Source organism: Bradyrhizobium sp. CAR08 (assembly GCF_052871955.1).
In genome coordinates, this window is sequence record NZ_JBIXJX010000004.1 from 42,496 (window position 1) to 66,141 (window position 23,646).

The 23,646-nt window shown below is 63.6% G+C and carries 25 protein-coding genes; 8 read left to right on the forward strand and 17 right to left on the reverse strand.

What is annotated here, in order from left to right:
- The first annotated feature begins 984 nt into the window (after positions 1 to 984).
- The 3 genes from ACIPUD_RS10010 to ACIPUD_RS10020 are packed head-to-tail and all read left to right on the forward strand — an operon-like array spanning position 985 to position 3,298.
- The gene (locus tag ACIPUD_RS10010; RefSeq protein WP_446480484.1) at positions 985 to 1,830 is read left to right on the forward strand and encodes a glycosyltransferase family 2 protein; all 846 of its coding nucleotides are present in this window, start codon (positions 985 to 987) and stop codon (positions 1,828 to 1,830) included.
- Positions 1,719 to 2,249: a hypothetical protein gene (locus ACIPUD_RS10015; protein WP_446480739.1), complete on the forward strand. Its 531-nt coding sequence runs from the start codon at positions 1,719 to 1,721 to the stop codon at positions 2,247 to 2,249. The genes ACIPUD_RS10010 and ACIPUD_RS10015 overlap by 112 nt, the downstream gene beginning before the upstream one ends.
- Positions 2,246 to 3,298 (forward strand): HlyD family efflux transporter periplasmic adaptor subunit, encoded by a 1,053-nt coding sequence (locus ACIPUD_RS10020; protein WP_446480485.1) that lies wholly within the window; start codon positions 2,246 to 2,248, stop codon positions 3,296 to 3,298. Before ACIPUD_RS10015 ends, ACIPUD_RS10020 begins: the two co-directional genes overlap by 4 nt.
- A 1,181-nt stretch (positions 3,299 to 4,479) precedes the next feature.
- On the opposite strand, the gene ACIPUD_RS10025 is transcribed toward ACIPUD_RS10020, so the two are convergent.
- The 4 genes from ACIPUD_RS10025 to mgtE form a co-directional block, all read right to left on the reverse strand.
- Positions 4,480 to 5,463 carry a hypothetical protein gene (locus ACIPUD_RS10025; RefSeq protein WP_247443444.1) on the reverse strand — a complete coding sequence of 328 codons (984 nt, stop codon included), beginning with the start codon at positions 5,461 to 5,463 and terminating at the stop codon, positions 4,480 to 4,482.
- A gap of 49 nt (positions 5,464 to 5,512) precedes the next feature.
- Positions 5,513 to 6,331 (reverse strand): aldo/keto reductase, encoded by an 819-nt coding sequence (locus tag ACIPUD_RS10030; protein WP_018455196.1) that lies wholly within the window; start codon positions 6,329 to 6,331, stop codon positions 5,513 to 5,515.
- Between the two features lie 210 nt (positions 6,332 to 6,541).
- Positions 6,542 to 6,859 carry a helix-turn-helix domain-containing protein gene (locus ACIPUD_RS10035; RefSeq protein WP_018455197.1) on the reverse strand — a complete coding sequence of 106 codons (318 nt, stop codon included), beginning with the start codon at positions 6,857 to 6,859 and terminating at the stop codon, positions 6,542 to 6,544.
- A gap of 222 nt (positions 6,860 to 7,081) precedes the next feature.
- Positions 7,082 to 8,503 (reverse strand): magnesium transporter, encoded by a 1,422-nt coding sequence (gene mgtE / locus ACIPUD_RS10040; protein WP_018455198.1) that lies wholly within the window; start codon positions 8,501 to 8,503, stop codon positions 7,082 to 7,084.
- Positions 8,504 to 8,619: 116 nt separating this feature from the next.
- Here mgtE and ACIPUD_RS10045 point away from each other — a divergent pair, with 116 nt between their 5' ends.
- Together ACIPUD_RS10045 and ACIPUD_RS10050 are read left to right on the forward strand one after the other, a co-directional pair.
- On the forward strand, positions 8,620 to 9,393 hold the full coding sequence (locus tag ACIPUD_RS10045; protein ID WP_446480740.1) for a polysaccharide deacetylase family protein: 774 nt from the start codon (positions 8,620 to 8,622) through the stop codon (positions 9,391 to 9,393).
- Between the two features lie 190 nt (positions 9,394 to 9,583).
- Complete coding sequence (locus ACIPUD_RS10050) at positions 9,584 to 10,915, forward strand: polysaccharide deacetylase family protein (RefSeq protein ID WP_446480486.1); 1,332 nt, start codon at positions 9,584 to 9,586, stop codon at positions 10,913 to 10,915.
- 3 nt (positions 10,916 to 10,918) lie between these two features.
- On the opposite strand, the gene ACIPUD_RS10055 is transcribed toward ACIPUD_RS10050, so the two are convergent.
- Positions 10,919 to 11,293, reverse strand: coding sequence for a hypothetical protein (locus ACIPUD_RS10055; RefSeq protein ID WP_018455201.1), 375 nt, complete (start codon positions 11,291 to 11,293; stop codon positions 10,919 to 10,921).
- A gap of 288 nt (positions 11,294 to 11,581) precedes the next feature.
- On the opposite strand from ACIPUD_RS10055, the gene ACIPUD_RS10060 reads away from it, so the two are divergent.
- On the forward strand, positions 11,582 to 11,839 hold the full coding sequence (locus ACIPUD_RS10060) for a hypothetical protein (protein ID WP_179950104.1): 258 nt from the start codon (positions 11,582 to 11,584) through the stop codon (positions 11,837 to 11,839).
- Between the two features lie 21 nt (positions 11,840 to 11,860).
- On the opposite strand, the gene ACIPUD_RS10065 is transcribed toward ACIPUD_RS10060, so the two are convergent.
- From ACIPUD_RS10065 to ACIPUD_RS10090, 6 genes are all read right to left on the reverse strand, one after another.
- Positions 11,861 to 12,049 carry a hypothetical protein gene (locus ACIPUD_RS10065; protein ID WP_446480487.1) on the reverse strand — a complete coding sequence of 63 codons (189 nt, stop codon included), beginning with the start codon at positions 12,047 to 12,049 and terminating at the stop codon, positions 11,861 to 11,863.
- Positions 12,050 to 12,209: 160 nt separating this feature from the next.
- Entirely contained in the window at positions 12,210 to 13,154 is a 945-nt protein-coding gene (locus ACIPUD_RS10070; RefSeq protein ID WP_446480488.1) for a cation diffusion facilitator family transporter, read from the reverse strand.
- Positions 13,155 to 13,172: 18 nt separating this feature from the next.
- Positions 13,173 to 14,072, reverse strand: a complete 900-nt coding sequence (locus ACIPUD_RS10075; RefSeq protein WP_446480489.1) for an NAD(P)/FAD-dependent oxidoreductase — start codon at positions 14,070 to 14,072, stop codon at positions 13,173 to 13,175.
- The gene (locus ACIPUD_RS10080; RefSeq protein WP_446480490.1) at positions 14,069 to 15,145 is read right to left on the reverse strand and encodes a flavodoxin family protein; all 1,077 of its coding nucleotides are present in this window, start codon (positions 15,143 to 15,145) and stop codon (positions 14,069 to 14,071) included. Before ACIPUD_RS10080 ends, ACIPUD_RS10075 begins: the two co-directional genes overlap by 4 nt.
- Positions 15,146 to 15,225: 80 nt before the next feature.
- Positions 15,226 to 15,426 carry a hypothetical protein gene (locus ACIPUD_RS10085; protein WP_026232903.1) on the reverse strand — a complete coding sequence of 67 codons (201 nt, stop codon included), beginning with the start codon at positions 15,424 to 15,426 and terminating at the stop codon, positions 15,226 to 15,228.
- 2 nt (positions 15,427 to 15,428) lie between these two features.
- Positions 15,429 to 15,635 (reverse strand): hypothetical protein, encoded by a 207-nt coding sequence (locus ACIPUD_RS10090; RefSeq protein ID WP_018455208.1) that lies wholly within the window; start codon positions 15,633 to 15,635, stop codon positions 15,429 to 15,431.
- 310 nt (positions 15,636 to 15,945) lie between these two features.
- On the opposite strand from ACIPUD_RS10090, the gene ACIPUD_RS10095 reads away from it, so the two are divergent.
- Positions 15,946 to 16,230, forward strand: a complete 285-nt coding sequence (locus ACIPUD_RS10095) for a hypothetical protein (protein WP_446480491.1) — start codon at positions 15,946 to 15,948, stop codon at positions 16,228 to 16,230.
- 46 nt (positions 16,231 to 16,276) lie between these two features.
- Here ACIPUD_RS10095 and ACIPUD_RS10100 read toward each other — a convergent pair whose 3' ends face one another.
- The 5 genes from ACIPUD_RS10100 to ACIPUD_RS10120 form a co-directional block, all read right to left on the reverse strand.
- Positions 16,277 to 16,489 (reverse strand): hypothetical protein, encoded by a 213-nt coding sequence (locus tag ACIPUD_RS10100; protein ID WP_204511417.1) that lies wholly within the window; start codon positions 16,487 to 16,489, stop codon positions 16,277 to 16,279.
- A 138-nt stretch (positions 16,490 to 16,627) separates the two neighbouring features.
- Entirely contained in the window at positions 16,628 to 17,374 is a 747-nt protein-coding gene (locus ACIPUD_RS10105; protein WP_085351355.1) for a Crp/Fnr family transcriptional regulator, read from the reverse strand.
- Positions 17,374 to 20,541, reverse strand: coding sequence for a CheR family methyltransferase (locus ACIPUD_RS10110; protein ID WP_446480492.1), 3,168 nt, complete (start codon positions 20,539 to 20,541; stop codon positions 17,374 to 17,376). Before ACIPUD_RS10110 ends, ACIPUD_RS10105 begins: the two co-directional genes overlap by 1 nt.
- 169 nt (positions 20,542 to 20,710) lie before the next feature.
- Positions 20,711 to 20,977, reverse strand: a complete 267-nt coding sequence (locus ACIPUD_RS10115) for a hypothetical protein (RefSeq protein ID WP_446480493.1) — start codon at positions 20,975 to 20,977, stop codon at positions 20,711 to 20,713.
- Positions 20,978 to 20,985: 8 nt separating this feature from the next.
- Positions 20,986 to 21,993, reverse strand: a complete 1,008-nt coding sequence (locus ACIPUD_RS10120) for a chemotaxis protein CheB (protein WP_446480494.1) — start codon at positions 21,991 to 21,993, stop codon at positions 20,986 to 20,988.
- Positions 21,994 to 22,082: 89 nt separating this feature from the next.
- On the opposite strand from ACIPUD_RS10120, the gene ACIPUD_RS10125 reads away from it, so the two are divergent.
- Positions 22,083 to 22,493 (forward strand): response regulator, encoded by a 411-nt coding sequence (locus ACIPUD_RS10125; RefSeq protein ID WP_085384485.1) that lies wholly within the window; start codon positions 22,083 to 22,085, stop codon positions 22,491 to 22,493.
- Between the two features lie 331 nt (positions 22,494 to 22,824).
- Here ACIPUD_RS10125 and ACIPUD_RS10130 read toward each other — a convergent pair whose 3' ends face one another.
- Positions 22,825 to 23,607 carry an SDR family NAD(P)-dependent oxidoreductase gene (locus ACIPUD_RS10130; protein ID WP_446480495.1) on the reverse strand — a complete coding sequence of 261 codons (783 nt, stop codon included), beginning with the start codon at positions 23,605 to 23,607 and terminating at the stop codon, positions 22,825 to 22,827.
- Positions 23,608 to 23,646 lie beyond the last annotated feature (39 nt).

The window sequence follows — 23,646 nt, forward strand, 5'->3', positions numbered from 1 at the left end:
CAGACTGGATTGCTTCGCTGCGCTCGCAATGACGGAGCATGAGGCGGCAGCGCCACTTTTCCAGCTCGCATCTCGAATTGCGACCATAGCTTCGCACCTTCGCGGCGCATTTTGCCCGAGTCTGGCCACTTCACCCTCTTGTCCCAAGAGGGCACAGGGAAGTCTGCGGTCATAGTCCTAAGCCGGCGTCTCGATCTGCTATGTGCAGCGATTGCCGCATGGAACTCCCTAAAGTCGCTTTGATCTATCTCAATTCTCTTACAGGCGCGGGCATCAACTTGAGAGAGTCGCGTCCATCGCTCGGCCGCGCCGGCCGGGCGGTTGGGCGCTTCCAGGGAGCTCGATATGATCAAGTCGCTCGGAATTGCCACATTCGCCTTCTGCTTCGCAGTATCGGCTCAGGCGATGACACCTGCCCCGATTGCACAGCCCGAAAGCCTCGTTACGGAAGTTGCTGCTGCCTGCGGCGTCGGTAGGACACGTATCAACGGCGTGTGCGTAGCACGGACGACGGTCCGTCATACCCGTCGGGCGGTCCGCAGATGTGTGAGAGGAACAACGTGCTGATTGCTTGTCCTTCAGGACAATACCGCAAAGTGGTCTCGCCATGATTAAAATAGAAGAGTACCGACCCCAACGGTACATCAACGGCCCCCGGCCTCAGCCCTCCAGACTGAGGCCGTCTTGCGCCTGAAAGGTTGGCCGGACCGGTCACCTTGTCGGATTTATCGACCCGGCAACAGCATGAAACCGCAATGCTGATGCCAGCAGGCCAACAAAATCAAAACTCGAGAGCACGCTTCCATCGTCAATTGGCCAAGCCGATGCTGGAGGTGAATAGCGCAGACACACAAAGCAAATGTTTACGCAATTTACCACTCGACCATCAACGCGATGGTCTTCATTTTCCCATCTGATAATTGCCTTGCGCGCCTTATTTGGTCGGATGCTCGGAATGGTCCTTTCGCAGCGGAGGTGGCCGGCATGTCCGAAATGGTAGAAGTGCTCGCCGGAACGAGTTTGTTTCTGCTCGCCTTCTCGCTGCTGATATTCGACATACCCCGCTACACCTTATCGCTGGTGTCTCTTGCTCTGTTCAGCTCGAAGCGGCGAAGCGCCAGTGGGACGGTTTGCGAGGCGACGGTAAGCGTGATTATCCCGACCTTCAACGGCGGCTCCGGGCTTGCTCCTTCGATCAGCTCGCTGCGCCGGCAAACCCTGCGACCTGTCGAAATCATCGTCGTCGACGACGGCTCCACCGACCAAACACGCGCGGTCGCGGAGCGGGCGAGAGCGCAGGGGCTGGTTGACATGGTCATCTGCCATGGGACCCGCTGCGGCCGCAGCGCTGCCATCAACGCTGCAGCACGGTTTGCCCGCGGCGATCTTCTTCTGACCGTAGATGCCGACACTGTCTTCGAACCGAACGCGGTTGAGCGCCTCGCGGCTGCGTTCGGCGATCCGCTCGTCGCCGGCGCAAGTTGCAACATCGCGATCAGCAATGAGCGCGATTCGATATGGACAGGACTTCAAAGCGTCGAATACCTGATGTCGATCACTGCGGGGCGGTCGATCCTCGACGTGGTGGATGCGATCGCGTGTCTGTCCGGCGCCTGTTCCATGTATCGGCGGGATATCTTCACGCAGCAGGGCGGGCTCGACGTCGGCCTGGCGAAGATATGGAGTACACCTTACGGCTCCGCAGGCTCGGCTATGTCATTCGGTTCGTGTCCGACGCCTGGGCGGAAACAGCCGGCCCCGCAAGCGGCATCAGTCTGTTGCGCCAGCGCGCGCGCTGGGATCGCGATGCTCTGCGCATCCGTTTCATGATGTATGGCGAGCTGAGTTTTCGCCATCCGCTAGAGCGTTTACCGGACACGATCCAAAGGCTGGACTTCATCGTCTTCGATCTCGTTCCGACGCTCAGCCTGCCGTTCTACTTGGCCTACATTGTGCTGTTGTTCGGCCCGGATGCCGTGTTGTTTCTCTCGGCGATCTACCTGCTGCTGCTCTGGATCTCGGTATTCAATATGGCACTTGTGTTCGCCCTATTCCAACGATCCGTCGGAAACTTTGGCTGGAAGATGGCGCTGATCTTTCCCTTGTACCAGGGCGTCTATCTGAAATGCGCGCGGTTCTTTTCCTACTCTTCGGAAATCATCTTTGCCTCGTCGCGGAACGATGATTTCGTGCCACCGCGCGTTCGCTGTGCACTATTCGGAGATCGGACAAAAGAGTTGGCCAAATGACGGTGGCCCTGACGCGACTCGATCCGCATATTCCCGATCCTATCGAGAGCCGTCGGCGCGCGGCCGGACGGACCGTCCGCGCCGCCTATGCGACAATCGTATTCGGCATACTCGCATTCTTTGTCGTGTATTTCGGGAGGCCAATTCTCTATCTCGGCGGCCCGGGCAGCGTGTCCTCGCCAAGATATTTGGTTTCACTGCCCTACATCGTGCAGATCAACAGCATCACCGTGGTGAGAGGTGGATCGGTCAAGGCCGGCGAAGAAATCGGAAGGGTGCGGTCTCCGCAGCACGATGAAATCGTCGCTACTTATATGCGCTCGCTCGCGGACATCGCCGGCCGCAAAGCGGAACTGCGTGTCAAAGCCCGGGTTGCGCGCGAATCTCTCAACGCGGCGCGCTCACATCTGCAGCTTGCTGAGGAAGCTGTCCAACTTATCGCAACCTCATCGGCCGCGAGCCTGAATTACCGCATTGACATGTCGCGGGAGCGCGCCCTGGCGAACAAAGCCGTGGTCTCGCAGGAGGCGGAAGCCGCCGAGGCCAGCACTCAATTGGCCGCTCTCGACGAATTCAGCCGGCAACTTTCTGATTGCCTCGAAAAGGTTGAAAGCAGCTTTGCCGACGGAAGAGTCTTTTCACCCATAGCTGGCATCGTCGCGAACAATCCAGCGCGTGCCGGCCAGTCACTGGTGGCGGGCACTCCGATCGCAGAAATTCTCGACCCCACCGATGTCTTCGTCGACTGGTACGTTCCCAACGAACGCCTGTCCGACACGAAAGTCGGCAACGAAGTCTTTGTCCTGTTCGGCAACCGGCGAATTCTGGGCGAGATCGTGGAAATTCTGCCGGTGTCAGACGTGTACCCCGGAGCGGGCTCATCGGCGGCGCGCGAGCGTACCGCCTCGCAAATCGCGCGAATTCGGTTCAGCCCAGGCGCGCATCCCCCGGCGCTGAACTCGGCCGTCGACGTTCACATGCACTACACACAACTCAGCGCGCGCATCGCTTCCATGCTGGTGAAACTATTCGGGCTCGACGAGCTGTGAGAGGGAGCGAGGTGCAGCATGCAGATCGAAGCGAACCAAACGGGTTGCCCGGCTTGCGGCTCCTCCGCGCTGATGTTGTTTCCAGTATTCCACCACATGATCTGCGCCTATGTTGGTCCGGAGTATGACTTCACGCCAAACATCGCGGGATATACGTGCCCGAAGTGCTGCCGCGACATTGTGTCGGCCGACCCAGCTTGCGAGATCGTGGGCACTAGCGCGCGGTGCACAAGGTGTTGGGTCGAGATGGTGGTGTCCCCAGCGTGTGCTCCGGCTGACTTGTAAGGATTAGCGGCGATCTCGGCTTATCCGTCGCTCAAGTGCGACTGCGGCGAGCAGAGTTGGACAGAGAATAAGCATAGGGTAGCTTCAGCAGCCAGGTAGAGCTGCCTTGGTCGGTAGCACGATGCCCGACTGTAACTACGATAGTTTCAACGGTCTCGCCTGTCTCCACAGGGCGAGTGAGGTTTGAGACAAATGGTTGCAACTCAATCGGTCAACAATGCCGCGCGAGTTGACGAAGGCGGAATTTTCACCACTTTTCCCAAGCGCGCCCGCGCTCCCACACACGGCGTTCTGGACCCAACGCGGGTGGCCGACATTGTGGCGATGGTCGCCGAGCAGGCACAAACTGCATAGACACCCGGTCGTAGCGGAGGCATCATAGCACCCGGTTGGCGTGTATCGGAGGACACCATGATCAGCTTGATCCGCGTTTTCGATATCGCCGTACTCACGTTGGGCATGTTCAACGTCTTGCTGGTGGCATTGATTATCTTTGCATTTTGATGCTCCCGCCGACGCGGCAATCGCCGTGCACGCGCGGCGGCTGCGCTTCAATTTCGCCGCCCGACTCAGGCTGAGGTTGTATTCGCTGCCGGCGTCTCGTCTGTGGCGGTTTGACAGGCGGCGCCGTGACGAAGCTTTGCAGCGCCGCTCGTCGGCACGAAGCCTTGGGCTCACAGAGAGCAATCCGCCCTGCCCTTGGCCTCCCGCACCCGAACGCTGCCGCGTCCACCGCAAGCCGGCTCGCGAACATGACGACCACAAGATCGCCCCTCAAGGATGAGCCGGGATGGCCAACACATACGCCGTGTCCGAATTTCGGCAAAGTGGGAATATATTTGCGAAGATGGATTGACAGCAGAGCGACAAAGCAAGGCCGTAGCCCAAGCGAGAGTTTAGCCGCCGAAATCCCGCGGGCTGAACGGCAGGTCCATCACCTTCCATTCCCCGTATTTGTCGGCCGGCAACATCTTGTAGGGCTGGCAGGCCTGAAGCGCGCTCATGGCGGACTTCACGAGCGCGACGCCCTTTGCGGACGGCGGGGCTTCGATCAGGATCGGCTCGCGCGCCAGCGTGCCGTCGGTCGCGAGCACGGTGCGCAGTTTGATGTTGACGTTGTCGGTCGGCGCGACCCCAGCCGGCAGCTTGGCGCAGCTTCGCAAATGACGACGCAGCTCGGCGATGATTTCGACCGGCAGCTTCGCCGCGATTGAATCCTTGGCATCGCCGCCATCGTCTTTGGAGGCGTCTTTCGGCAGCTCCGTCGGCAATTCCGGCGGCAGGCCCAGCATGACGCCGTATTTGACAGTGACGTCGGGCTCCGGCGCCTGATAGGACGGCGGCGGCGCGGCCTCCGGGTGCTGCATCGCTTGTGGCAGTAGCTGTGGCGCCGGGGGCTGCGGCGTCGCCTGAGGCGGCGGCGACTGCGATGGCTGAGGCTGTGGCTGTGGAGGCTGCGGTTGCGGCTGCGCATTTGCCTCGCGCTGCTGCGGCGTCTGTGAAGGCTGTGGCTGCGGCTGTTTCTGCTGCGGCGGTTCAGGCGAGGCCTGCTGCTTCGAGGACTGTGCCGCAGCCTGCTGCTTCGCCTCGGGCTTCGGCGCGGCCGCCGCCTTGTCCTTATCGTTCAAATCGAACTTCGGCAGTTTCAGGTCAGGGGTCGGCTCCGGCGGCTTCTCCTTGAGTTTTTCCCCGGTCTTCTCCTCGGCTTTGGCCTCCTCCTGCTTCACCTGCTCCGGCGTCACGATGCTGACGGAAACCGATTCGGGCGGGCTGGCGTGAAACGGATGGACTTCGCTGATCACGATGATCAGCGCGACCAGCGTCAGATGGGCGATCGCCGACGCTGCAATGTCCGTCCGTATGATCTTCCGCAGTTCCATCGCCTGACTTCAGGTTGCCAAGCTGGTCCTAGCATACGGCAGGCCCCTCTCAATCCCATTTTGGCGCGAAGGCGAAATCGGTCAGGCGGCCCCTGGGACTGGCCAGCGCGGCGATCTGGGCCATCTCGTCGTCCGAAAGCTCGAAATCGAAGATCTCGATGTTTTCCGACAGGCGTTCGACGCGCGAGGTGCGCGGGATCGCAGCGACATTCTGTTGCACCAGCCAGCGCAGGCAGACCTGCGCCGGCGTCTTGTGATGCAGACGCCCGATCTCGGCGAGCGTCCGGTCGGTCTTGATCCGCCCCTTGGCGATCGGGCTGTAGGCGACCAGAGCGAGCCCGTGCTGATCGCAGGCCGCCCTCACCTTCGCCTGGTCGAGATAAGGGTGGTATTCGACCTGGTTGCAGGCCAGCGGCTCCGGCGACAACGCCACCGCCTGCTCGATCAGCGCCACGGTGAAATTGGAAACGCCGATGTGGCGGGTCAGGCCCATGCGCTTGGCATGCGACAGCGCGCCCAGCGTCTCCTCCAGCGGCACGTGCGAATTGGGCCAGTGCAGCAGCAGGAGATCGACGGAGGGAAGTCGCATGCGCGCCAGGCTCTCCTTGACCGAGCGCTCGAGATCGTGGGGCGCGAAATGATTGGTCCAGACCTTTGTCGTCAGGAAGATGTCGTCGCGGCGCACGCCGGAGGCGCGCAAGCCGTCGCCGACCTCGCGCTCATTCTCGTAGACCTGTGCGGTATCGATGTGGCGATAGCCGAGCCGCAGCGCCTGCTCGACCACACGGGTGCACATGCGCCCGCTCAGCTCCCAGGTCCCCAGCCCGATCGCCGGTATCCTTGCGCCATTGGTCTCGACGAACAGCATGAGGAATCCTCTCTGTCGCGGTCGCCCAAATCATGATCCAGGCGTCATTATGAACCCGGCTGGCAACACTGCCAACGGGCGACACCGGCCGCCGGGTCGGATCTTGCGCGCAATGCTAACGGGAGGTTCGTGCCAGGCCTTGACGTCAGGCCTTGACGTCAGGCCTTGACGTCAGGCCTTGAGGTCAGGCCTTGAGGTCAGGCCTCGAGCTCAGGCTTTGGCGAGCGCCTGGAACACGGTGTCAGGCGCATGCGCGATCACAGCGAGCAGCGCGCGGGCGGGTCCCCGCGGGGCCCGCTTGCCCTGCTCCCAATTGCGGATGGTCTCGACGGGAACGCCGAGCTTGGCCGCGAACTCCATCTGGGTCAGGCAGGCACGACGGCGCAAATCGCGCACGGCAAGCGAGCTGGTGTCGGGCGGCGCTGCGTTAGGTACGGGCTGGATTGGAAACGGCTGGACCGGAAACTCCTGCCCATCCCGCAACTCGACGATCCGTCCGTCCGCCTTCAGCCGCACACGCATGCTCATTCCCCCAAGCAAGGCGATGATGCGGCAGCTCGCTTAAGTTCGGATTAAAGATGATGGCTGCGTATACGGTCTCGTGCCCCGGACGCAGCGCAGCGCTTCTTCAGCGGTGCGCTGCAGAGCCGGGGCCCATGTCGCCGCAATACTGTGCCGCTTCTGGGTCCCGGTTGCGCAGCAACGCCAAGGGCGTTGCAGCGCGCCCGGGAGACGAGAGTGCGTGTAGCCCTACCTCAACCCGAACCACAACGTCGCGATGCCGAGGAAGGAGAAGAAGCCGACGACGTCAGTGACGGTTGTCACGAACGTGCCGGAAGCCACGGCCGGATCGGCCCTGACACGTTCGAGCGCCATCGGGATCAGGATGCCTCCGAGTGCGCCGGCGAAGAGGTTCACGATGATGGCGAGCCCGATGACCAGGCCGAGGCCCGGGATCCTGAACCAGGCCACCGCAGCGACGCCCGTGATCACGGCAAAGGCGAGACCGTTGACGAGGCCGACCAGGCCCTCGCGCACCACCACGCGCCAGGCATTGGAGGAGCCGAGCTCGCGCGTCGCCAGCGCCCGCACCGCGACTGTCATGGTCTGGGTCGCGGCATTGCCGCCCTGGCTTGCGACGATCGGCGCCAGCACGGCGAGCGCCACCATCTTCTCGAGCTGGCCCTCGAACAGGCCGAGCACGGAGGACGCCAGAAAGGCGGTGGCGAGATTGACCAGCAGCCAGTTGAACCGCGCGCGTGCAATGGTGAACACGGTGTCGGACAGCTCTTCGTCGCTGTTGACGCCGCCGAGCGCCTTGAGGTCCTCGTCCGCTTCTTCCTCGATGACGTCGACGACGTCGTCGACGGTGATGACGCCGACGAGGCGGTCCTGGGTGTCGAGCACCGGGGCTGCGACGAGATTGTACTTGCCGAACATGCGCGCCACCTCCTCCTGGTCCTCCAGGACGGAGACGCGGCGGCGATCCTCGTCGGTCAGCTCGGCAAGCGCCACCGGGCGGCGGGCGCGCAGCAGCACGTCGAGCGAGACCGCGCCCTGCCAGTGCTGCTCCTTGTCGACGACGTAGATCTCGTAGAAGCGGTCTGGCAGATCCGGCGTCTCGCGCATGTAGTCGATCGCCTGCCCCACGGTGAAATCCTGCGGCACGGCGATGAACTCGGTCTGCATCCGGCGGCCGGCGGAGTTCTCCGGATAAAGCAGGCTGCGCTCGAGCACGACGCGCTCCTTGAGCGGCAGCTTCTCGAGGATCTCCTCCTGATCGGCCTGATCGAGCGTTTCCAGCAGCTCGACCGCGTCGTCGGATTCGAGCTCGCGCACACCTTCCGCGACCGTCTGCGGCGGCAGTTCCTCGAGGATCTCCTCGCGCACGCCCTCGTCGAGCTCGTTCAGCGCGGAGAAGTCGAAATCGCGCCCCGTCAGCTCAACCAGGCGGACCCGATCGTCGGGCTCGAGAGCCCCAATGAGATCGCCGAGATCGGCCTCGTGCAGCTCGGCAACGCAGGCGCGCAGCGCGGCGCTGTCGCCGGCCTCGATCGCATGGGTAATTTCCGCGACGAATTCGTGACGAATTTCGCCGTCTTCATTGCGCATCGGCACGTGGTCGAGTACCGATTCCGCGGCAGATGCGGCACCGTCCAGATGTTCATCCATGGCGCGCCTCGCCGTTCGACAGGTTGGAACGAGTGGTCTGAGCTGACGGTTCAGGCAATACCCACAAGGCAACTCTGAGCGCAATGACAAAGATGCTTCGACTGAGGTGGACCTCGATGGCGGCAGGCGCAGCCCTCGCCGCCCTCACCGGCATCGCCTCGAGTGAAGCCGCCGAGTGCCCGCGCAAGGACGCGCTCGGCACCTCCCGCATTCTGAGCGTCGACGCCAAGACCACGCCGCGCGTGGGCCTGAAGAGCTTTCCGCAGACGCTGGAGCTTGCCGATCACGAGGTCGTGCTGACCTTCGACGACGGCCCGCATCCGCCGACGACGTCGAAGGTATTGGTGGCACTGGCGCAGGAATGCGTGCGCGCGACCTTCTTCCTGATCGGCCTGCACGCCTCCGAACACCCTGACATGGTCAAGCGCATCGCGCGCGAGGGCCACAGCATCGGTCACCACACCTTCTCGCACCCGTTCATGGCGCGCATTCCGTTCGACAAAGCGAAGAGCGAAATCGATCGCGGCATCGCGGCCGTCGAGCTGGCTCTGCACGGCACCTCGACAACGACGCCCGCGACCCCGTTCTTCCGCTTCCCCTATTTCGAGGCGACGCCAGCCGAGCTTGACCTGCTCCAGTCCCGCGGCATCGTGGTGTTCGGGGCCGACCTGTGGGCCAGCGACTGGAACGAGATGACGCCGGAGCAGGAATTGAAGCTCGTCACGGAGCGGCTCGCCGCCGCCGGCAAGGGTATCATCCTGTTCCACGATCCCAAGGCGCGTACGGCTGCGATCATGCCGGCCTTCCTGCGGTATCTGAGGGAGAACCGCTATCGGGTGGTTCACGTCGTGCCGGCGGGCGCATCACAGAAGAGTGCCGACGCGCATTGATGCCGGAATGTCACGCCGGTGCAAAATGGGGTGATTTGGGCCCTATTAACAGTCTGTTCATGCTACGCCATGCAAGTATCAAGGGGACTTGTCGCGGCAGGGTTCTGGGTAACGGTTCTTGCGCCTGAACCGTTTGCCGATGTCTCCGACCTACTATGGCGGCAATCGCGTAAGAGGGCAGACGGGGTTCATGATCGAAAGTAGCGTTGTTGCTCGGACGCGATCGTGGATCGTCCTTTGCCTTGGCAGCTTCCTTGGCAGATTTCTTGGCGGATTCCTTGGTGTCCTGACCATCGGCTCGCCGGCCATTGCGGCCGACTGCCCCGGCCATCCGGACGCGCTCGGGACCTCCCGCACGCTCGTGGTCGATCCGCACGAGCATCCCCGCATCGGCACCATGCAGTACCGCGAGACGCTGCCGCTGAAGGACCATGAAGTCGTCCTGACCTTTGACGACGGTCCGTTGCCGAAATATTCCAACCAGGTGCTGCAGATCCTCGCCGACGAGTGCATCAAGGCGACCTTCTTCATCATTGGCGAACAGGCCAAGGCGAACCCGGAAGGCGTGCGCAAGCTGGTCGCAGCGGGCCATACCGTCGGCACCCACAGCATGACGCATCCGCTCACAATGGACCGGATGCCGCTCGACAAGGCCGAGGCGCAGATCAATGGCGGCATCGAGTGGACATCGGCCGCAATGACCGATCCGTCCAAGCTCGCGCCGTTCTTCCGCATTCCCGGCCTGATGCGCGCCGACGGCGTCGAGAACGTTCTGATCTCGCGCGGCATCCAGGTCTGGAGCGCCGATTTCCCGGCCGACGACTGGCGCCATGTGTCGCCCGATCGCGTCTATCAGCTCGCAATCCAGCGGCTTGAGGCCAAGGGCAAGGGCATCCTGCTGCTGCACGACATCCAGGCCCGCACGGTGGCGGCGCTGCCGAAGATCATCCGCGACCTCAAGGCGCGCGGCTATCGCATCGTGCACGTGGTGCCCGCGACCGCCGAGCAGCCGGCGACGCCGACAACGCCGGTGGAATGGCTGCTGCATCCGCCGACCGAGACCACACCGATCGCGCGCTGGCCGGCCGTGCCGAACTTCGTGTTCGCGCAGACCAAGACGCTTCCGGCACCCTCGCTGGCCGACCTCAACGCACAGGCCGCGCACGAACCGCTGCTGCCGCGCAAGACCATGGCGCTCGCCAATGTCGCGGCCACCCTGCCCGTGCCTGGCCGCGATCTCTTTGCGATCCCGGAAGGCTCGGTCGAGGTGCTGCTGTCGACGACCTTGTCGCGGCGCGCCGCGACGCGCCTGGCAATGGCGGCCGAGACGCCTCGTGCGGCCAAGGTCAAAGCCGGCAAGTGGCACGCTCCCCGCACCGCGCGCGCTGCTCATGGCACACCGAACCACGCCGCAGAGACCGAGGGCACTGCAGCCAAGAGCACTGCCCCCAAGAGCGCCGCGCCCAAGAGCACAGCGCCGCGCCCGACCCGTGTGGCAAGCCTGAAGAAGCGCGCGCAGTAGAGCTTACTGTCGCATGATGTTGGCGACGCAGAGCAATACGATCAGCGCCAGGAAGAACAGGTCCATATAGGACTTGACCTCGCCGTCGCGCCGCAGCCGGGCGACGTCAACCACGACCTGCTTGCGCACACTCGTTCCGCCAGTGCCGTCATTGAGCGGAGCCTGAAGGCGCTTGGTCTCGGCTTCCAGCTTCTCGATCTTCTGGTAAAAGTAGAATGCCCGCAGCGTCGAAGCTGCGCGCATGCCGGTATAGACCAGCACCAGGATCGCGATAATCGCCCGGTTCTGGTACTTCTCCATGAAATTCAGGCTGAAATAGACCATCGCCATGAATGCGAAGTTGGTCACGAAGCGATAGACGAAGCTTAAAAAGACCATGCGGGCTCAAGCCTTGAAGGGTGGCGCAACCGGACCGTGTTGCAGATGCGGGGATCAGGAGCCCAGACCGGAACAGCCGGCCTGAATGCCATGCAGCCCCGTCTACGCCAACTTTGTTTCAACAAAGATACTATTGCCCCGGCAATGCCGCCTTTTAGCCACGCCCGGCCATAATGCGAGCCGGAGCACGGCCGCCGGTCCGTTCCGCGGGCCTGCTGGCTGCAACGGCTTCTTGGAGATTTGGCCGAAGTCCCGATAGACTGGGACCGCCACATGTGGGGTCTGCCGATGCCGAAGAAGGGAATCACCGGCCACGACGACTGGGTACTGACCGAGGCGCTGGCGACTGCGCTGGTCGCGCTGGAGCAGCTCGACACCAAGCACCAGCCGAGCGCGCATATGGACGACATCCGCAAGATGCTTTCGAACGGCAAGGAGCCGGCGGCTGTGACCCTGCATCTCGCCCAGGCCAAATGCCGGCTGTTTCCCGATCTCGATCCGCTGGAAATCTACCGGGAATACGGCATCGGCGAGGAATATGGCTGAGGGCGCCGTTGACGGCCGGACTTAAGGCCCGCCGGCGACCGATCCGGCGATCACCATGACCAGCGCGGCCAAGTCGATCTTGCCGTTGACGATCAGCTCCTCCGAGGCTTTCGCGTCGTCCGCCCGTTCGACCTTTAGCAATCGCGGCCGGTTGGCCGCCTGCCGCTTCAGCTCCTCGACGATGGCTTCCGTGAGTTTCTCTTCCAGCATGGGCTTGTCCTCAGGCCGCCATCGCGCGGCAGGATTGCGCGCAGGAGCGGCACATGGCGACGCATTCGTCCATGCCACCGACCCGCACCGCTCAACCCGTGGGATGTTGTGATCGTTCCTGCCGTCGTGTCGATTGCGACCTCGGGGGAACTTCGCGAAGCTAGCCGTACCGCCTCGCGCGCACCGCCCGGTAGCGAGCATCGGTCTGCGGTTTGATGAACAGCGCCGCCACGCTCGGATGACGTTTGCGTATCTCGGTCTCGATCGAAACGACGCATCGCTCGATGTCGTCGGCGCGCTTGTCATCCGCAAATTCGATGCTGAGGGCCGCAACGACCTCGACCGGCGACAGCTGCACCGTCAGCAGGCCGTTGGCCCTGAGCACGCCCGGCGAACGCCCTGCGATATCCAGGACCGATCGCGCAAGCTCCGGATCGGCGGGCTCGCCGATCAGCAGGCTCTTGCTCTCGCGCGCGAGACCGATCGACACGACCGCCAGCAATATCCCGATCAGGATCGAACCGATCCCATCCCAGACCGGCTGGCGCAGCCATACGGCCGCCGCAGTGGCCGCCGCGGCAATGGCGATGCCGACCAGCGCCGCGCTGTCCTCGAGCAGCACCATGAATGCCGGAGGATCCTTGCTGCGAACGAAAGCCTGATAATATCCGAACCGCTGGCCGTCCGGGCTGAAGCGCCGCAGGGCAACCAGCCAGGAGCCGCCTTCAAACAGGAACGACAGCCCGAGCACCACGAAGCTGACGATCGGACTTTCGATCGGCTCGGGTGCGGCGACATGCAGAATGCCCTGATATAGCGAGACACCGGCGCCCAGGGCGAAGATCAGCAGCGCAACGATGAAGCTCCAGAAATACAGTTCGCGCCCATAGCCGAGCGGATGAGATTCGTCGGGCGAACGGCTCGCGCGCCGGTAGCCGTAGAGCAGCAGGATCTCGTTGGTCGTGTCGACGAGCGAATGCACGGCTTCGCTCGTCATGGCCGAACTTCCCGTCCAGGCGGCGGCGCCGATCTTCGTGACCGCGACGAGGACGTTGCCGAAGAGCGCCGCATAGACCGCGGTCTTCGAGGATGATTCTGTTGCCAATGTCCGATACCCCGTTTTTCATACCAGTCGCCGCGGCAGGCTGTGGTGGATCGTGCAGGCGGCGACCGCGGCGTGGCCGAACGCGACCGAGATCTGGTGCAGGTCAGTGACGACGTCGCCGATCCCGTAGAGCCCGTCGACCGAACTGCGCTGATGGTCGTCGACTTTCAGGTAACCCTCCCCGGTATGTTCGGCCCCCAGATTCATCGCGAGATGCGAGCGCACCTCCGCACCCATTACCGGGTAGACCATCTCGAATTGCGCCGTGTGGCCGTCGGCGAAAACGGCTTCGACGCCGTTGTCTCTCCGCCTCAGGCGCAGGCCGGGCGCGACGACGATTTCGACACCCGCTTCATTGAGCTCCGGTGCCGCGGCCTTGCCGTCATCCTCGCCCGTTGCGAGCAACGTCACGTCGCGCGAGTAGCCGCGCATGAACAGCGCCTTGCCGGCGGCACGGTGAAGCGGACCGACGATGCCGATGCGACGGCCGATCGCCTCGTAGGCGTCGCAGACGGGGCAGTAGCGCAACAGCCCGTCCGCGACCGCCGCGCGCCATTCGTCGAACGGCGGGTGGGTGTCGACGATCCCACAGGCGAGAACGACGCTGGCGGCCGTATGCGCGCCGCCGTTCCAGATCGCCTGAAAACCTCGCTCGTGTCGCCGCAAGTCGGTGACCTCGGCGCCCACCCGCGTGACCGCGAGCTCGCTCAGCTGCGCGGACATGCGCGCGAGCAGGTCGGTACCGGACAGGCCGTGGACGAAGCCCGGCACATTGTGACTGCGCGGGATCAGCTCCGCCCGGCTCGCGCCTGCGTCCACGACGCAGACGCGCCGCCGAAATCGCGCGAGGTAGATCGCGGCCATCAGCCCGGCGGGGCCGCCGCCGACGATCAGGCAATCATAGGACTGATCCGTCATTTGGGGTTTGGATCCGACAGGCCCGCACCGGGCTCGCGAAGCTGTCCGCTCCGCGCCAGCCGGACCGCATTGCCGAGTGCGCGCGCGACGTTCTGCACCTCTGTCTGGAATGCCCTGTCGTCATCGAGGTCGCGGTGCGAGGTGGCGTATGGCTCCATGTAGCCGACATAGCCATCGAGCTCAGCGAAGCGGCCCGCCGAGATCAGCTGCATATCGGTCAACCAATCCGACAAGGTCCGGCGCACACCCTCGGCACCGACCGCATCGCCATGAACGACGAGGCCGAAATGGCGGCCGGCGAGATGGCGCGGATAGGACCAGCCCTTCAGCTCCAGCGCCTTGGCTTCGGCAGCCTTCTTGCCGTGGGTCGAGGTCGGATCGGGATTGCCGCCATCGGCGCAGACCATGCGATCCATCATCGCCTTCAATCCGGCGGGCACGTGATACCAGTTCACCGGCGTCACGATCAGGATGCCGTGGGCGGCGACCCACAGCGGATAGATATCGTTCATCCAGTCGTCGGTCTGTCCCAGCGAGTAGTTTGGATAGCAGCTGCACGGCCAGTGGCAGAGCGGCATCGCGGTTCCGACGCAGGATTTGCAGGGATGGATCGTCCTGCCGAACTCCGAAGCCAGGCGCGACAGATCGAGGATGTCGACGGCAAATCCAAGCTCGGCAAAGACCGGCTCGGCGAGTTCGACCAGGCGCCAGGTCTTGGACATCTCGCCGGGACAGGTGTGCTCGCTGCGGGCCGAGCCGTTGATGATGAGGATGCGCGGCGTCTCGTCCGCGTCGTCATGGCGTCGCTGCGCTGCCAGGATCTTCGCGCGCGCATCGAGCCAGTCGATGGCGATGTCGTAATCGGGATCGGAGAATCCCGCGCCCGCCTTTCGCGTCAGCGGGGCCTTGCGTGAATTGCTGTAGGCATCCCAGGCTGCGCCGACGATGGCGTCGAGCTCGCGCTGGAGCGGTGCAAAGGCGGGATCGACGAACCGGCTCCTGTAGCGGTGCTCGAAGGCCTCGCGCGAGAGCTTGACGGGCGGCATCCCCTTGCGAATGTCGGCTTCCGTCATGCTGGCTCCTCGCGAGGTCGGTACAGTTCGACCAACCCGGGGCGCAGCGCGCGGTTCCTTCTCGCTCTCGTGTCGCTGCTCTACTGGCGGACAACTTCCGGCGGCACATCGAACTGCGCGATGCGCTGGTCCAGCCGCCACAGTTCGATGCGGTGCACCAGCACGAGCGAGGCGGCCTCGCGCTTGGCCTGCTCATCATCGTCGCAGACCAGGTTGATGCATCCAAACACATGCCCGTCCGGATCGATCTGGAACGCGCGGTAGTGCTTGATGCTCCGCATCGTCACCCTCCCCGTCTCGGGTACACGGGTTCGCTCAGCCAGTCCGTCAGGTTCGAGGTCACCTCGTTCTGCTTGGCGCGCTGAAGCAGCATGTCGCGCTCCTTGCCGGGCGGCAGGCTGCGCGCGCGCTCGCGAGCGGTTTGGGCGAATGCCGCCAACCGCTCCTGGAGCGATTGGGTCTGTTTCCTGCGGTTGCGTTTCGCGGTCATTGTACTTTCACAAAGCCCTTCAGATGGAAGGAATTGGGATGGGAGGAATTGGCCCCGGCGGGAGGTCGGCGCCGGGGCCAGAGTTTCGTGCCGGTTGGGGCGGCCCAGCCCGGCAGTGTTGGCAGCTTCGGCCGCAACCGCAGGTTCCGGCATTTCAATAAGTTAACGGTGCGTGATTTTGCTGGTGCGAAACGAGGCGGCCGAGCAGCGACGGATGCGCGCATTCCCTTCGCGCGCTGGCGCCATCTCGTCTGCGCCGGAACCGAAATGCTGATTCGCTGATTGATGAAGGACTTGAAGGAGGATCATCATGGCGAAAGCAGCATGGAAACGGCCGGGCTCACCGATCGGCCGCAAAGGCCCACGCAAGGCAAATCCCGCGTACAAGCGCCGGACGCGCGAACGGTGGACACCCGCGGACGTGAGCAAGCTGAAACAGCTCGCAAAAGGAAACACCCCCACAGGCGTCATGAGCATCAAGCTGCAGCGTCCGGTCGCGGCCATTCGCAGCAAGGCACAACGCGAAGGCATTTCGCTGAGACCCGTCAACCGCTCGCCTTACAACAGGCGATCCAAAGCAGCGAAGCGGCGTTGATTGGGGCCCTATCCCGGCGCATGCTGCACGTTGGTGTCGTCGGCTCCTATGCCGGCGGCACGCGGTATCTGAGATCCTGCTCTTCCCGGTTGTCGCGAAGGGCCTTCAGCTCCGAGCGCAGCATCGCGCTTTCCATCACCACCCGGCGCACCTCGCGCGTGGCGTCATCAAGCTGGTCCGCGACCGCTCTGCGCTGCGCCCGGAGGGCGCGGCTTGCTTCGATCGCGCGCTCAGCGCGGGCAAGCAGGACGTCGTTCATGGAACGACAATACAGGATTCGGGACGAAACTGCCTTTACGTAAGTTACGTCAATTACTCAAAACCAGCCATCCGCTCAAAAAACATCCGCGAACACTAACCTGGATCAAGTACGACCGTTCCCGAAGCGAGCAAACGCTTAGCTCCGTCGATAGAGTTGCAGATAGCTCGGGGAGAACAGCGCCGCATCCTTGAGCGCATCGAGATCGGTGATGGTCAGCGTGCGATCGCGCAGCACGATCAGACCGGAAGCACGCAACTCCTGAACCGTGCGATTGAGATGGACCACCGACAGGCCGGTGGCGTCCGCAAGATCCATTTGCGTCACCGGCATCACGCAGGAATTGCCCTCGACCATGCCGACAGGACGCAGCCGCTCGATGATCTCGCAGAACAGATGGGCCACGCGTTCAAAGGCCACCCGGCGGCCGAGGTTGATGGCCCATTCGCGCTGGATCGCGTTGTTGACGAGCGTCTCGCACCAGAACGCTTCCGCGAGCCCACGGTCCCCCGCCACCAGACTCTCGAACCGCGCGCGCTTGATTTCGGTGTAGACGACCGGCGTCATCGCCGCGATGGAATGATCCATCACCGAGAGCAGGAACGCGTGCGCGTCGCAACTTTCGCCGGGAAAGAGAAAATTGACGATCTGTCTCCGGCCGTCCTCCAGCGTCTTGTAGCGGCAGAGCCAGCCGGACAGCACGAGGCGCACGCTGTCGACCGGATCGCCCTCCGAGATCAGATCCTCGCCCGCTCCTGCGCGCTGGATTCCCTCGAGCATCGCGTATTCGAGCGAGGTGCGGGCCTCCGTCGACAAGGGCCTCAGCACGTTCAGCCGGCGAATGACCGGGTCCACCTGGCTGCGATCTAGCGTCGACAAGGGCATCAGCTGGCCACCGCCGGTGTATGAAACGCCCGCTTGCTGAGGGGAATGGTGATCGTGCATTCCAATCCCTTGGGACTGAATGCCAACCTGGTCTGCCCCTTGAACTCGAACGCGAGTGTGCGCTCCAGAAGCTCGGTCCCAAATCCTTTGTGCGGCGGCGGCGCAACCGGCGGCCCACCGCGCTCCCGCCACTCGAACACCAGCTCCGCCGGGTCGGTGCCCTGCTCGAGGCGCCAGGAAATCTCGATGCGACCGGTCGGCCGGCTCAGGGCGCCGTATTTCAGTGCGTTGGTCGCGAGCTCGTGAATGGCAAGGGCAAAGGTTTCCGCTGCCTTCGACTGAAAACGCACCGGGGGACCGCTGACACGTACCTGCTCGCCCTCCCTGGCATTATAGGCCAGCATCTCCTCGACGGCGAGGTATTCGAGATCGACGCCGCCTTCGGGATCGCGGGTCACCAGCGCCTGGGTACGGGCGAAAGCGTTGAGCCGGCCGTCGAGATGAGAGGCAAACTCCTCGACGGTCGAGCTCGTATCGGCCGTGCGACGGGCGATCGAGCGCACCACGCCGAGCGTGTTGCGGACCCGATGTTGAAGCTCGGCCAGCAGCAGGCGCTGCCGCTCCTCGGCGCGGGTCATGGCGGTGATGTCAACGAAGGTGATCACGACCCCGGCGATGAAGTTTTCGATGCTGCGATAGGGCAGGATTCGCACGATGTAGCGCGTGCCGCTGTCCGGCGCCCTCAGCTCGCGCTCGGCGCTGGCAAGCGTCCGCAGCACGCTGCGAACGTCGTCATAGAGGTCCTCGATCGGGACGCGCGCCTTGATGTGCGCGATGGGCCGACTAATGTCGGTTTCTACGAGATGCAGAATTTGCGTGATCGCCGGCGTGAAGTTCATCACGCGCAACTCGTTGTCGAGGAATACGGTCGCGATCTGCGTGCTCTCCAGGAAATTCCGGAGGTCACTGGTGGCGCGCGTCAATTCCTGGACGCGGTGAGCAAGCTCGCCGTTGACGGTGGTCAGCTCCTCGTTGACCGACTGCAATTCCTCGCGCGAGGTTTCGAGTTCTTCGTTCGCGGACTGGAGCTCCTCGTTGAGGGACTGGTATTCCTCGTTCGAGGACTTCAGCTCCTCATTGGTGCTTTCGAGCTCTTCGATGGTCGCCTGAAGGCGCTCCCGCGTCGCCCGCAGCTCGCCTTCGATACGCTCGACATGCTCGGTCTGCACCAACGCATTGGGCTTGCCTGCGCCGGCATCGATGGCGCGCACCGGGCCGTCCTTGAACAGGACGACAAAATTGCGATCGCCGCTGCCGCTCTCCTGGATCGGCTCCACCGTGATGTCGACGGGAATGTGCTGGCCGTTGGCGCCGAGCTGCACCTGTTCGGCATGGGCGGGCTCGTTGGTCTCCGCCGCGCGGCTGAGCACCGCACGCAGGTCCAGGCGGAGATCGCGGTGGACGAGTTGGAGCAGATCGAGCGTGGCGGCGCCTGCCGTCGGCTCGATGTAGCGTCCGGTGCGCCCGGAGAAGTGCAGGACCTGAAAGTTGCTGTCGGCGATGACATAGGCGGGCGCATAGCGCTCGGCGATCCGCTGTGCGCGGCGCTCCAGCCCGACGTCGGGGCGGAACGAGCGCGACGGCGCCACCTCGAGGGTTGCCCTCCCGGCAGCGGTCGTGATGGGAAATTCCGGCGGCAGCCGGGTTCCGGTCTCGAGCTTCTTGAAGATGCGGGCGCGACGGTCGATCGGCACGAACATTTTTGGATGCCGCGTGACGTTCTCGGAATTGCCGAGGAACAGGAAGCGATCCGGCAGAAGCGCGAAGTGGAAGAGCGGAATCACCCGGTTCTGCAGTTCGGCATTAAGATAGATCAGCAGGTTGCGGCAGGAGACGAGATCGAGCTTCGAGAACGGCGCGTCCTTGATGACATTGTGCTGCGAGAAGATGCACATTTCGCGCAGCTCCTTGACCACGCAATAGGTGTCACCTTCGCGCACGAACCAGCGCGCCAGGCGCTCGCCGGTCATCTCCGCTTCGATCTTGGTGCGATAGCGGCCGACGCGCGCAGCCGCCAGCGCCCGTCCGTCGATGTCGGTCGCGAAGATCTGAACCTGCGGTGGCGAGTCCATTTTGGCCATGTACTCGCGCAGGAGGATAGCGATCGAATAGGCCTCCTCCCCGGTGGCACAGCCGAGCACCCAGACGCGAACCTGCTGGCTCGCGTCCTTGCCTTCGAAGAGCCTCGGGACGATCTGGTTCTCCAGCACCTCGAATTCGCGGTTGTCGCGGAAGAATTCGGTGACGCCGATCAAGAGGTCGTTGAAGAGGTGCTGCGCCTCGTCCTGGTCGTTGCGCAGGAAATCGACGTAAGCGGAAATGTCGCCGATCTGGACCACCTGCATCCGCCGCTGCACGCGACGCAGGAAGGTGTTCTGCTTGTAGCCGTGGAAATCATTGCCGGTCTTGCTGCGCAGGATGTCGGCGATGCGCGACAGCGAGGTCGCTGCAGCGGCCAGCACCTCGTCGAACCCCTGCTTCTCCTCCAGCCGGCGCAGATGACGGGCATAGACCTGGATGTGCTCGGCGATGTCTTCGGCGGTCAGCACGTAGTCGGCGATCGCGGCCGGCGTATCGGCGTCCTTCAGATGATCCGCCTCGTCGCTCGCGCCTTTTTCGGCGATGGCAAGGCCGCCGTGGTCCTTCAGTGTCGCGGTACCCAACGTGCCATCGCCGCCGATGCCGGACAGGATCACGCCGATCGATTGCTCGGCGCGTTCTTCCGCCAAGGACACCAGGAAGCTGTCGATCGTGGCCCGCTCGCCGGGCGCCTGCTCGGCCGGGCGAACGCCGAAGCGACCGCCGTGGATCGTCGTGATCATCGCGGGCGGGCACAGATAAATCGTGCCACCCTCGATGGTCTGGTCGTTACCGACGTCGGAAATCTTGCCACCGTGGGAATTTCGCACGATCTGGCGCAGCCGCGGCTCGTCGAGGGCCTCATGATGCTGGAACGCGAGCACGACGGCCTGGTCGGCGCTTACGGTCAGCCTGGAAAAGAACCGCTCGACACTATCCAGAGCTGTCGGCGCGGCGCCCACCCCGATGATCAGCGGAGACCTGGTCTGGCGCTCTCTTTCGACCGGCTGGTCGCCGATTTCATGCATGATCTCGATAGCCTCATTCAGTGACGGGAACCAGAGGACGCCCGCTCGCCGCAAATAGCAGAATTGATATTATCCCAACAGGTGCAAGGCGGAAACGTCACGCTGCGTTCCGTACAGCGAGCATTGGGCATTAGGCATTGAGCTTGGGTGGCCTGCCAACGCCCCCAGATCACTCCGGACCGACTTGCTGCCGAAGATAGGCGATCCGCTGCTCGATCAGGACGCGATGGCGCAGCCATTCCGTGAGGGTCTGCTTCAGCGCCTCGACCAACCGTTCCGCCTGGCCCGCGTCGTGGCCGCCGGCACTGAGCTCGCGGATGCGCGCCTCTTGATCGAGGATGCGCTGCGAACCCTCCTCGATATCCCGATCGGCCTTGATCAGATGGCGGCGCTCGGTATCGAGCTGCTCGGTCCATTCGGTGAGGGGAATGGCCATCGCGACCCTCAAGCCTCCCGCTTGCGAATGGGAGGATCGAGCGACTTTAGCACAACGCGCCGGATCATGTCGGCATATTCGCGATATTCGGCAGCGCGCGCCTGGTACATCTCGGCCACCGCCGGCCGGCCGTTGCGCCGTCCGTCGGCGGCCATGCGCTGCACCAGCTCGGCCCGCTCCTCGATGATGCGCAGTGCGACCCGCAGGGCTTCATCCACTTGCCCCTCCTGCTCTTTTGCGAGGACGTCGGCGGCGAAGGCGTGACCGACCTGGCAACGGAAGCGCATCGGGTGCGATTCCTTCATCTCGGACAGGACGCCCCCGCAGGCCGGACAGGTCAGCGCAACCGGATCGGCCATCGAGACGAGACGGTCACTGCCGATCCGTTCGCCGGCCGCGATCTCGACCTCGAGCCGGATCTCCGGCGGAATCGGCAGTGCGGCGCCGGCAGCCTCCCTGGCGAGATCAGACAGCACGTCGCCCATTCCGGCGCCGGGAACGCAAAGATCGATGATGGTCGCCTCGAGGGCGCTCCTTGGCATTTCATCGGCGATGGCATCCGATGGGTCCTGAACCACCGAAATCCCGCCGCAACGCTTGATGGCGTTGAGACCGGCCGAACCGTCCGACAACAGGCCGCTGAGCAGCACACCGATCACACGCGGGCCGTAATTGATGGCGGCCGAGCGAAACAAGGCATCGATGGCCGGCCGGACCATGTTCTCGCGCGGGCCGCGCCCGAGGAATACGCGATCGTCGGACAGCAGCAGATGGTGGTCCGGTGCGGCCAGATAAACCCGGCCTGGCTCGATCTTCATGCCGTTTTCGGCCTGCCGGACCGGGAGCGGACCGGCGCTGCTGGCCACCGTCGAGAGAATGCCGATGCCCTGCGCCGGGATGTGCAGCACGATGAACACCGCCGCGGGCAGATCCGGCGGCAGCCGGCCCAGGATCTGCTTCAGCGGCGCGGTCGCGCCGGCCGAGCCACCTATGACGATGATGTCGCGGTTGCTCATGGAACCCACTATCGGTTGTATTCGTTTGTACCAAGGCGGGTCACCGCCCTATGTTCCTATGAACCGGCAACGAAGGGGTGGAAGGCACCATGGCGATGTCGCCTCGATCGTCAGGTCCAGAGTCGGCGCTCAGCGGGCGACGCATCTTCATTGTCGAGGACGAATATTTTCTCGCCGACGACATTGGCAGAGCATGTCGCGCGCTCGGCGCAGACATCGCGGGCCCGGTGGGCGATCTCAACGATGCACTCAGTATCCTGCACGACGGCAGTGTCTTGGATGCCGCCGTCCTCGACGTGAACATCCGCAGCGAGATGATCTTTCCGGTCGCGCGCGAACTGAAGGCACGGAACGTCCCCTTCCTCTTCACGACCGGATACGACAAGGTCACGATCAGTCCGGAATTCCACGACGTGCCGATCCTGGAGAAACCGATCGATATGCCTGCGATGGCACAGAGGCTGGCGGCGCTGATCGCCGATCCGCACGGCCGAGCCTGACGGCGATCAGAACAGATGCGCGAAAGCGAGCCAGGCGGTCACCGCCAGACACAGAAGCACCGCAGCATAGGGCAACGCGATCCGCAAATCAGCAGCCCTCCCGGTCATCAACCCATCATCATCCAGACGATCGCCGCCATCATGACGAGAAAACCCGTGATTGCCGTTGCGACAAAGGCCTGTTCGACGCGATCCATCGGCATCACAGCCCCCTTTTTCCAGCCGAACCAGTCTGACGGCGCGGGGAGCTTTGCGCATTAGGCTATGTGAATCGGCGTCCTCCTTATCGGTCCGCGCCGCACCGGTTAGCTTAGATTGCGACGGTATCGTTCTACGACTTCGCCGTGCCCGGCTCCGCCATCTTGCGATGCTGCTTGGCCAGCATCTCGTTCGGCGTGACGTTGGCGATCGTGGTCTGGATCTTGTTCTTCATTCCGGTCACGATGTCGGACTCCCCGCGCAACATGGCGTCGAAGCCGGCCTTCGCCACGTCGTAGGCACTGTCCTTCGGCTCGGTGCCGACCTTGGTATCCATCATGTCGGCGCGGCGGAAGAACTCCGTTTCCGTGGCGCCAGGCATCAGGCAGGTGACGGTGACGCCGCTGTCGCGCAACTCCTCGCGGAGCGCGAATGAGAATGAATCAAGAAACGCCTTGCTGGCGTTGTAGACCGCCTGAAAACTGCCCGGCGTGAATCCCGCGATCGAGCCCGTGATCAGGATGCGCCCCGAATTGCGGCGAAGCATCGCGTTGCCGGCGCGATGGATCAGATACAGCGTGCCGGTGATGTTGGTGTCGACGAGGTGCTTGATCCTGGCAAAATCCTGGTCGAGAAAGGCCTTGCCAAGACCAACGCCGGCATTGGCCAGCAGCGCGTCGATCGGTCGGTCGCCGACCGCGGCGCAGAGCTTGTCGACGCCTTGCGTGGTGGCGAGATCGGCCTGGACCGGCTCGACGCTGGTGCCGAGCCTGCGGAGATCGACGGCCACCCTCTCGATCTCAGGCTCGTCCGCCGCAATGACAAGGTTGAAACCTGCTTGGGCACAGCATCTGGCGAGTTCCAGCCCGATGCCGGTGGAGGCGCCGGTGACGACGGCAAGTTGATTGGCGAGCATGAGCGTATCCTTCGCTAGTCCTTGAGTGGGATTGATGAC

Coding starts and splice junctions, on each gene's coding strand:
- ACIPUD_RS10055 (WP_018455201.1), bottom strand. CDS start 11,293: ATGGTCTTTTTAAGCTTCGTCTATCGCTTCGTGACCAACTTCGCATTC.
- ACIPUD_RS10080 (WP_446480490.1), bottom strand. CDS start 15,145: ATGACGGAAGCCGACATTCGCAAGGGGATGCCGCCCGTCAAGCTCTCG.
- ACIPUD_RS10095 (WP_446480491.1), top strand. CDS start 15,946: ATGGCGAAAGCAGCATGGAAACGGCCGGGCTCACCGATCGGCCGCAAA.
- mgtE (WP_018455198.1), bottom strand. CDS start 8,503: ATGGATGAACATCTGGACGGTGCCGCATCTGCCGCGGAATCGGTACTC.
- ACIPUD_RS10030 (WP_018455196.1), bottom strand. CDS start 6,331: ATGCTGTTCGTCGAGACCAATGGCGCAAGGATACCGGCGATCGGGCTG.
- ACIPUD_RS10075 (WP_446480489.1), bottom strand. CDS start 14,072: ATGACGGATCAGTCCTATGATTGCCTGATCGTCGGCGGCGGCCCCGCC.
- ACIPUD_RS10035 (WP_018455197.1), bottom strand. CDS start 6,859: ATGAGCATGCGTGTGCGGCTGAAGGCGGACGGACGGATCGTCGAGTTG.
- ACIPUD_RS10110 (WP_446480492.1), bottom strand. CDS start 20,541: ATGCATGAAATCGGCGACCAGCCGGTCGAAAGAGAGCGCCAGACCAGG.
- ACIPUD_RS10125 (WP_085384485.1), top strand. CDS start 22,083: ATGGCGATGTCGCCTCGATCGTCAGGTCCAGAGTCGGCGCTCAGCGGG.
- ACIPUD_RS10115 (WP_446480493.1), bottom strand. CDS start 20,977: ATGGCCATTCCCCTCACCGAATGGACCGAGCAGCTCGATACCGAGCGC.
- ACIPUD_RS10010 (WP_446480484.1), top strand. CDS start 985: ATGTCCGAAATGGTAGAAGTGCTCGCCGGAACGAGTTTGTTTCTGCTC.
- ACIPUD_RS10090 (WP_018455208.1), bottom strand. CDS start 15,635: ATGACCGCGAAACGCAACCGCAGGAAACAGACCCAATCGCTCCAGGAG.
- ACIPUD_RS10065 (WP_446480487.1), bottom strand. CDS start 12,049: ATGCTGGAAGAGAAACTCACGGAAGCCATCGTCGAGGAGCTGAAGCGG.
- ACIPUD_RS10025 (WP_247443444.1), bottom strand. CDS start 5,463: ATGGAACTGCGGAAGATCATACGGACGGACATTGCAGCGTCGGCGATC.
- ACIPUD_RS10060 (WP_179950104.1), top strand. CDS start 11,582: ATGCCGAAGAAGGGAATCACCGGCCACGACGACTGGGTACTGACCGAG.
- ACIPUD_RS10100 (WP_204511417.1), bottom strand. CDS start 16,489: ATGAACGACGTCCTGCTTGCCCGCGCTGAGCGCGCGATCGAAGCAAGC.
- ACIPUD_RS10050 (WP_446480486.1), top strand. CDS start 9,584: ATGATCGAAAGTAGCGTTGTTGCTCGGACGCGATCGTGGATCGTCCTT.
- ACIPUD_RS10020 (WP_446480485.1), top strand. CDS start 2,246: ATGACGGTGGCCCTGACGCGACTCGATCCGCATATTCCCGATCCTATC.
- ACIPUD_RS10130 (WP_446480495.1), bottom strand. CDS start 23,607: ATGCTCGCCAATCAACTTGCCGTCGTCACCGGCGCCTCCACCGGCATC.
- ACIPUD_RS10085 (WP_026232903.1), bottom strand. CDS start 15,426: ATGCGGAGCATCAAGCACTACCGCGCGTTCCAGATCGATCCGGACGGG.
- ACIPUD_RS10105 (WP_085351355.1), bottom strand. CDS start 17,374: ATGCCCTTGTCGACGCTAGATCGCAGCCAGGTGGACCCGGTCATTCGC.
- ACIPUD_RS10045 (WP_446480740.1), top strand. CDS start 8,620: ATGGCGGCAGGCGCAGCCCTCGCCGCCCTCACCGGCATCGCCTCGAGT.
- ACIPUD_RS10120 (WP_446480494.1), bottom strand. CDS start 21,993: ATGAGCAACCGCGACATCATCGTCATAGGTGGCTCGGCCGGCGCGACC.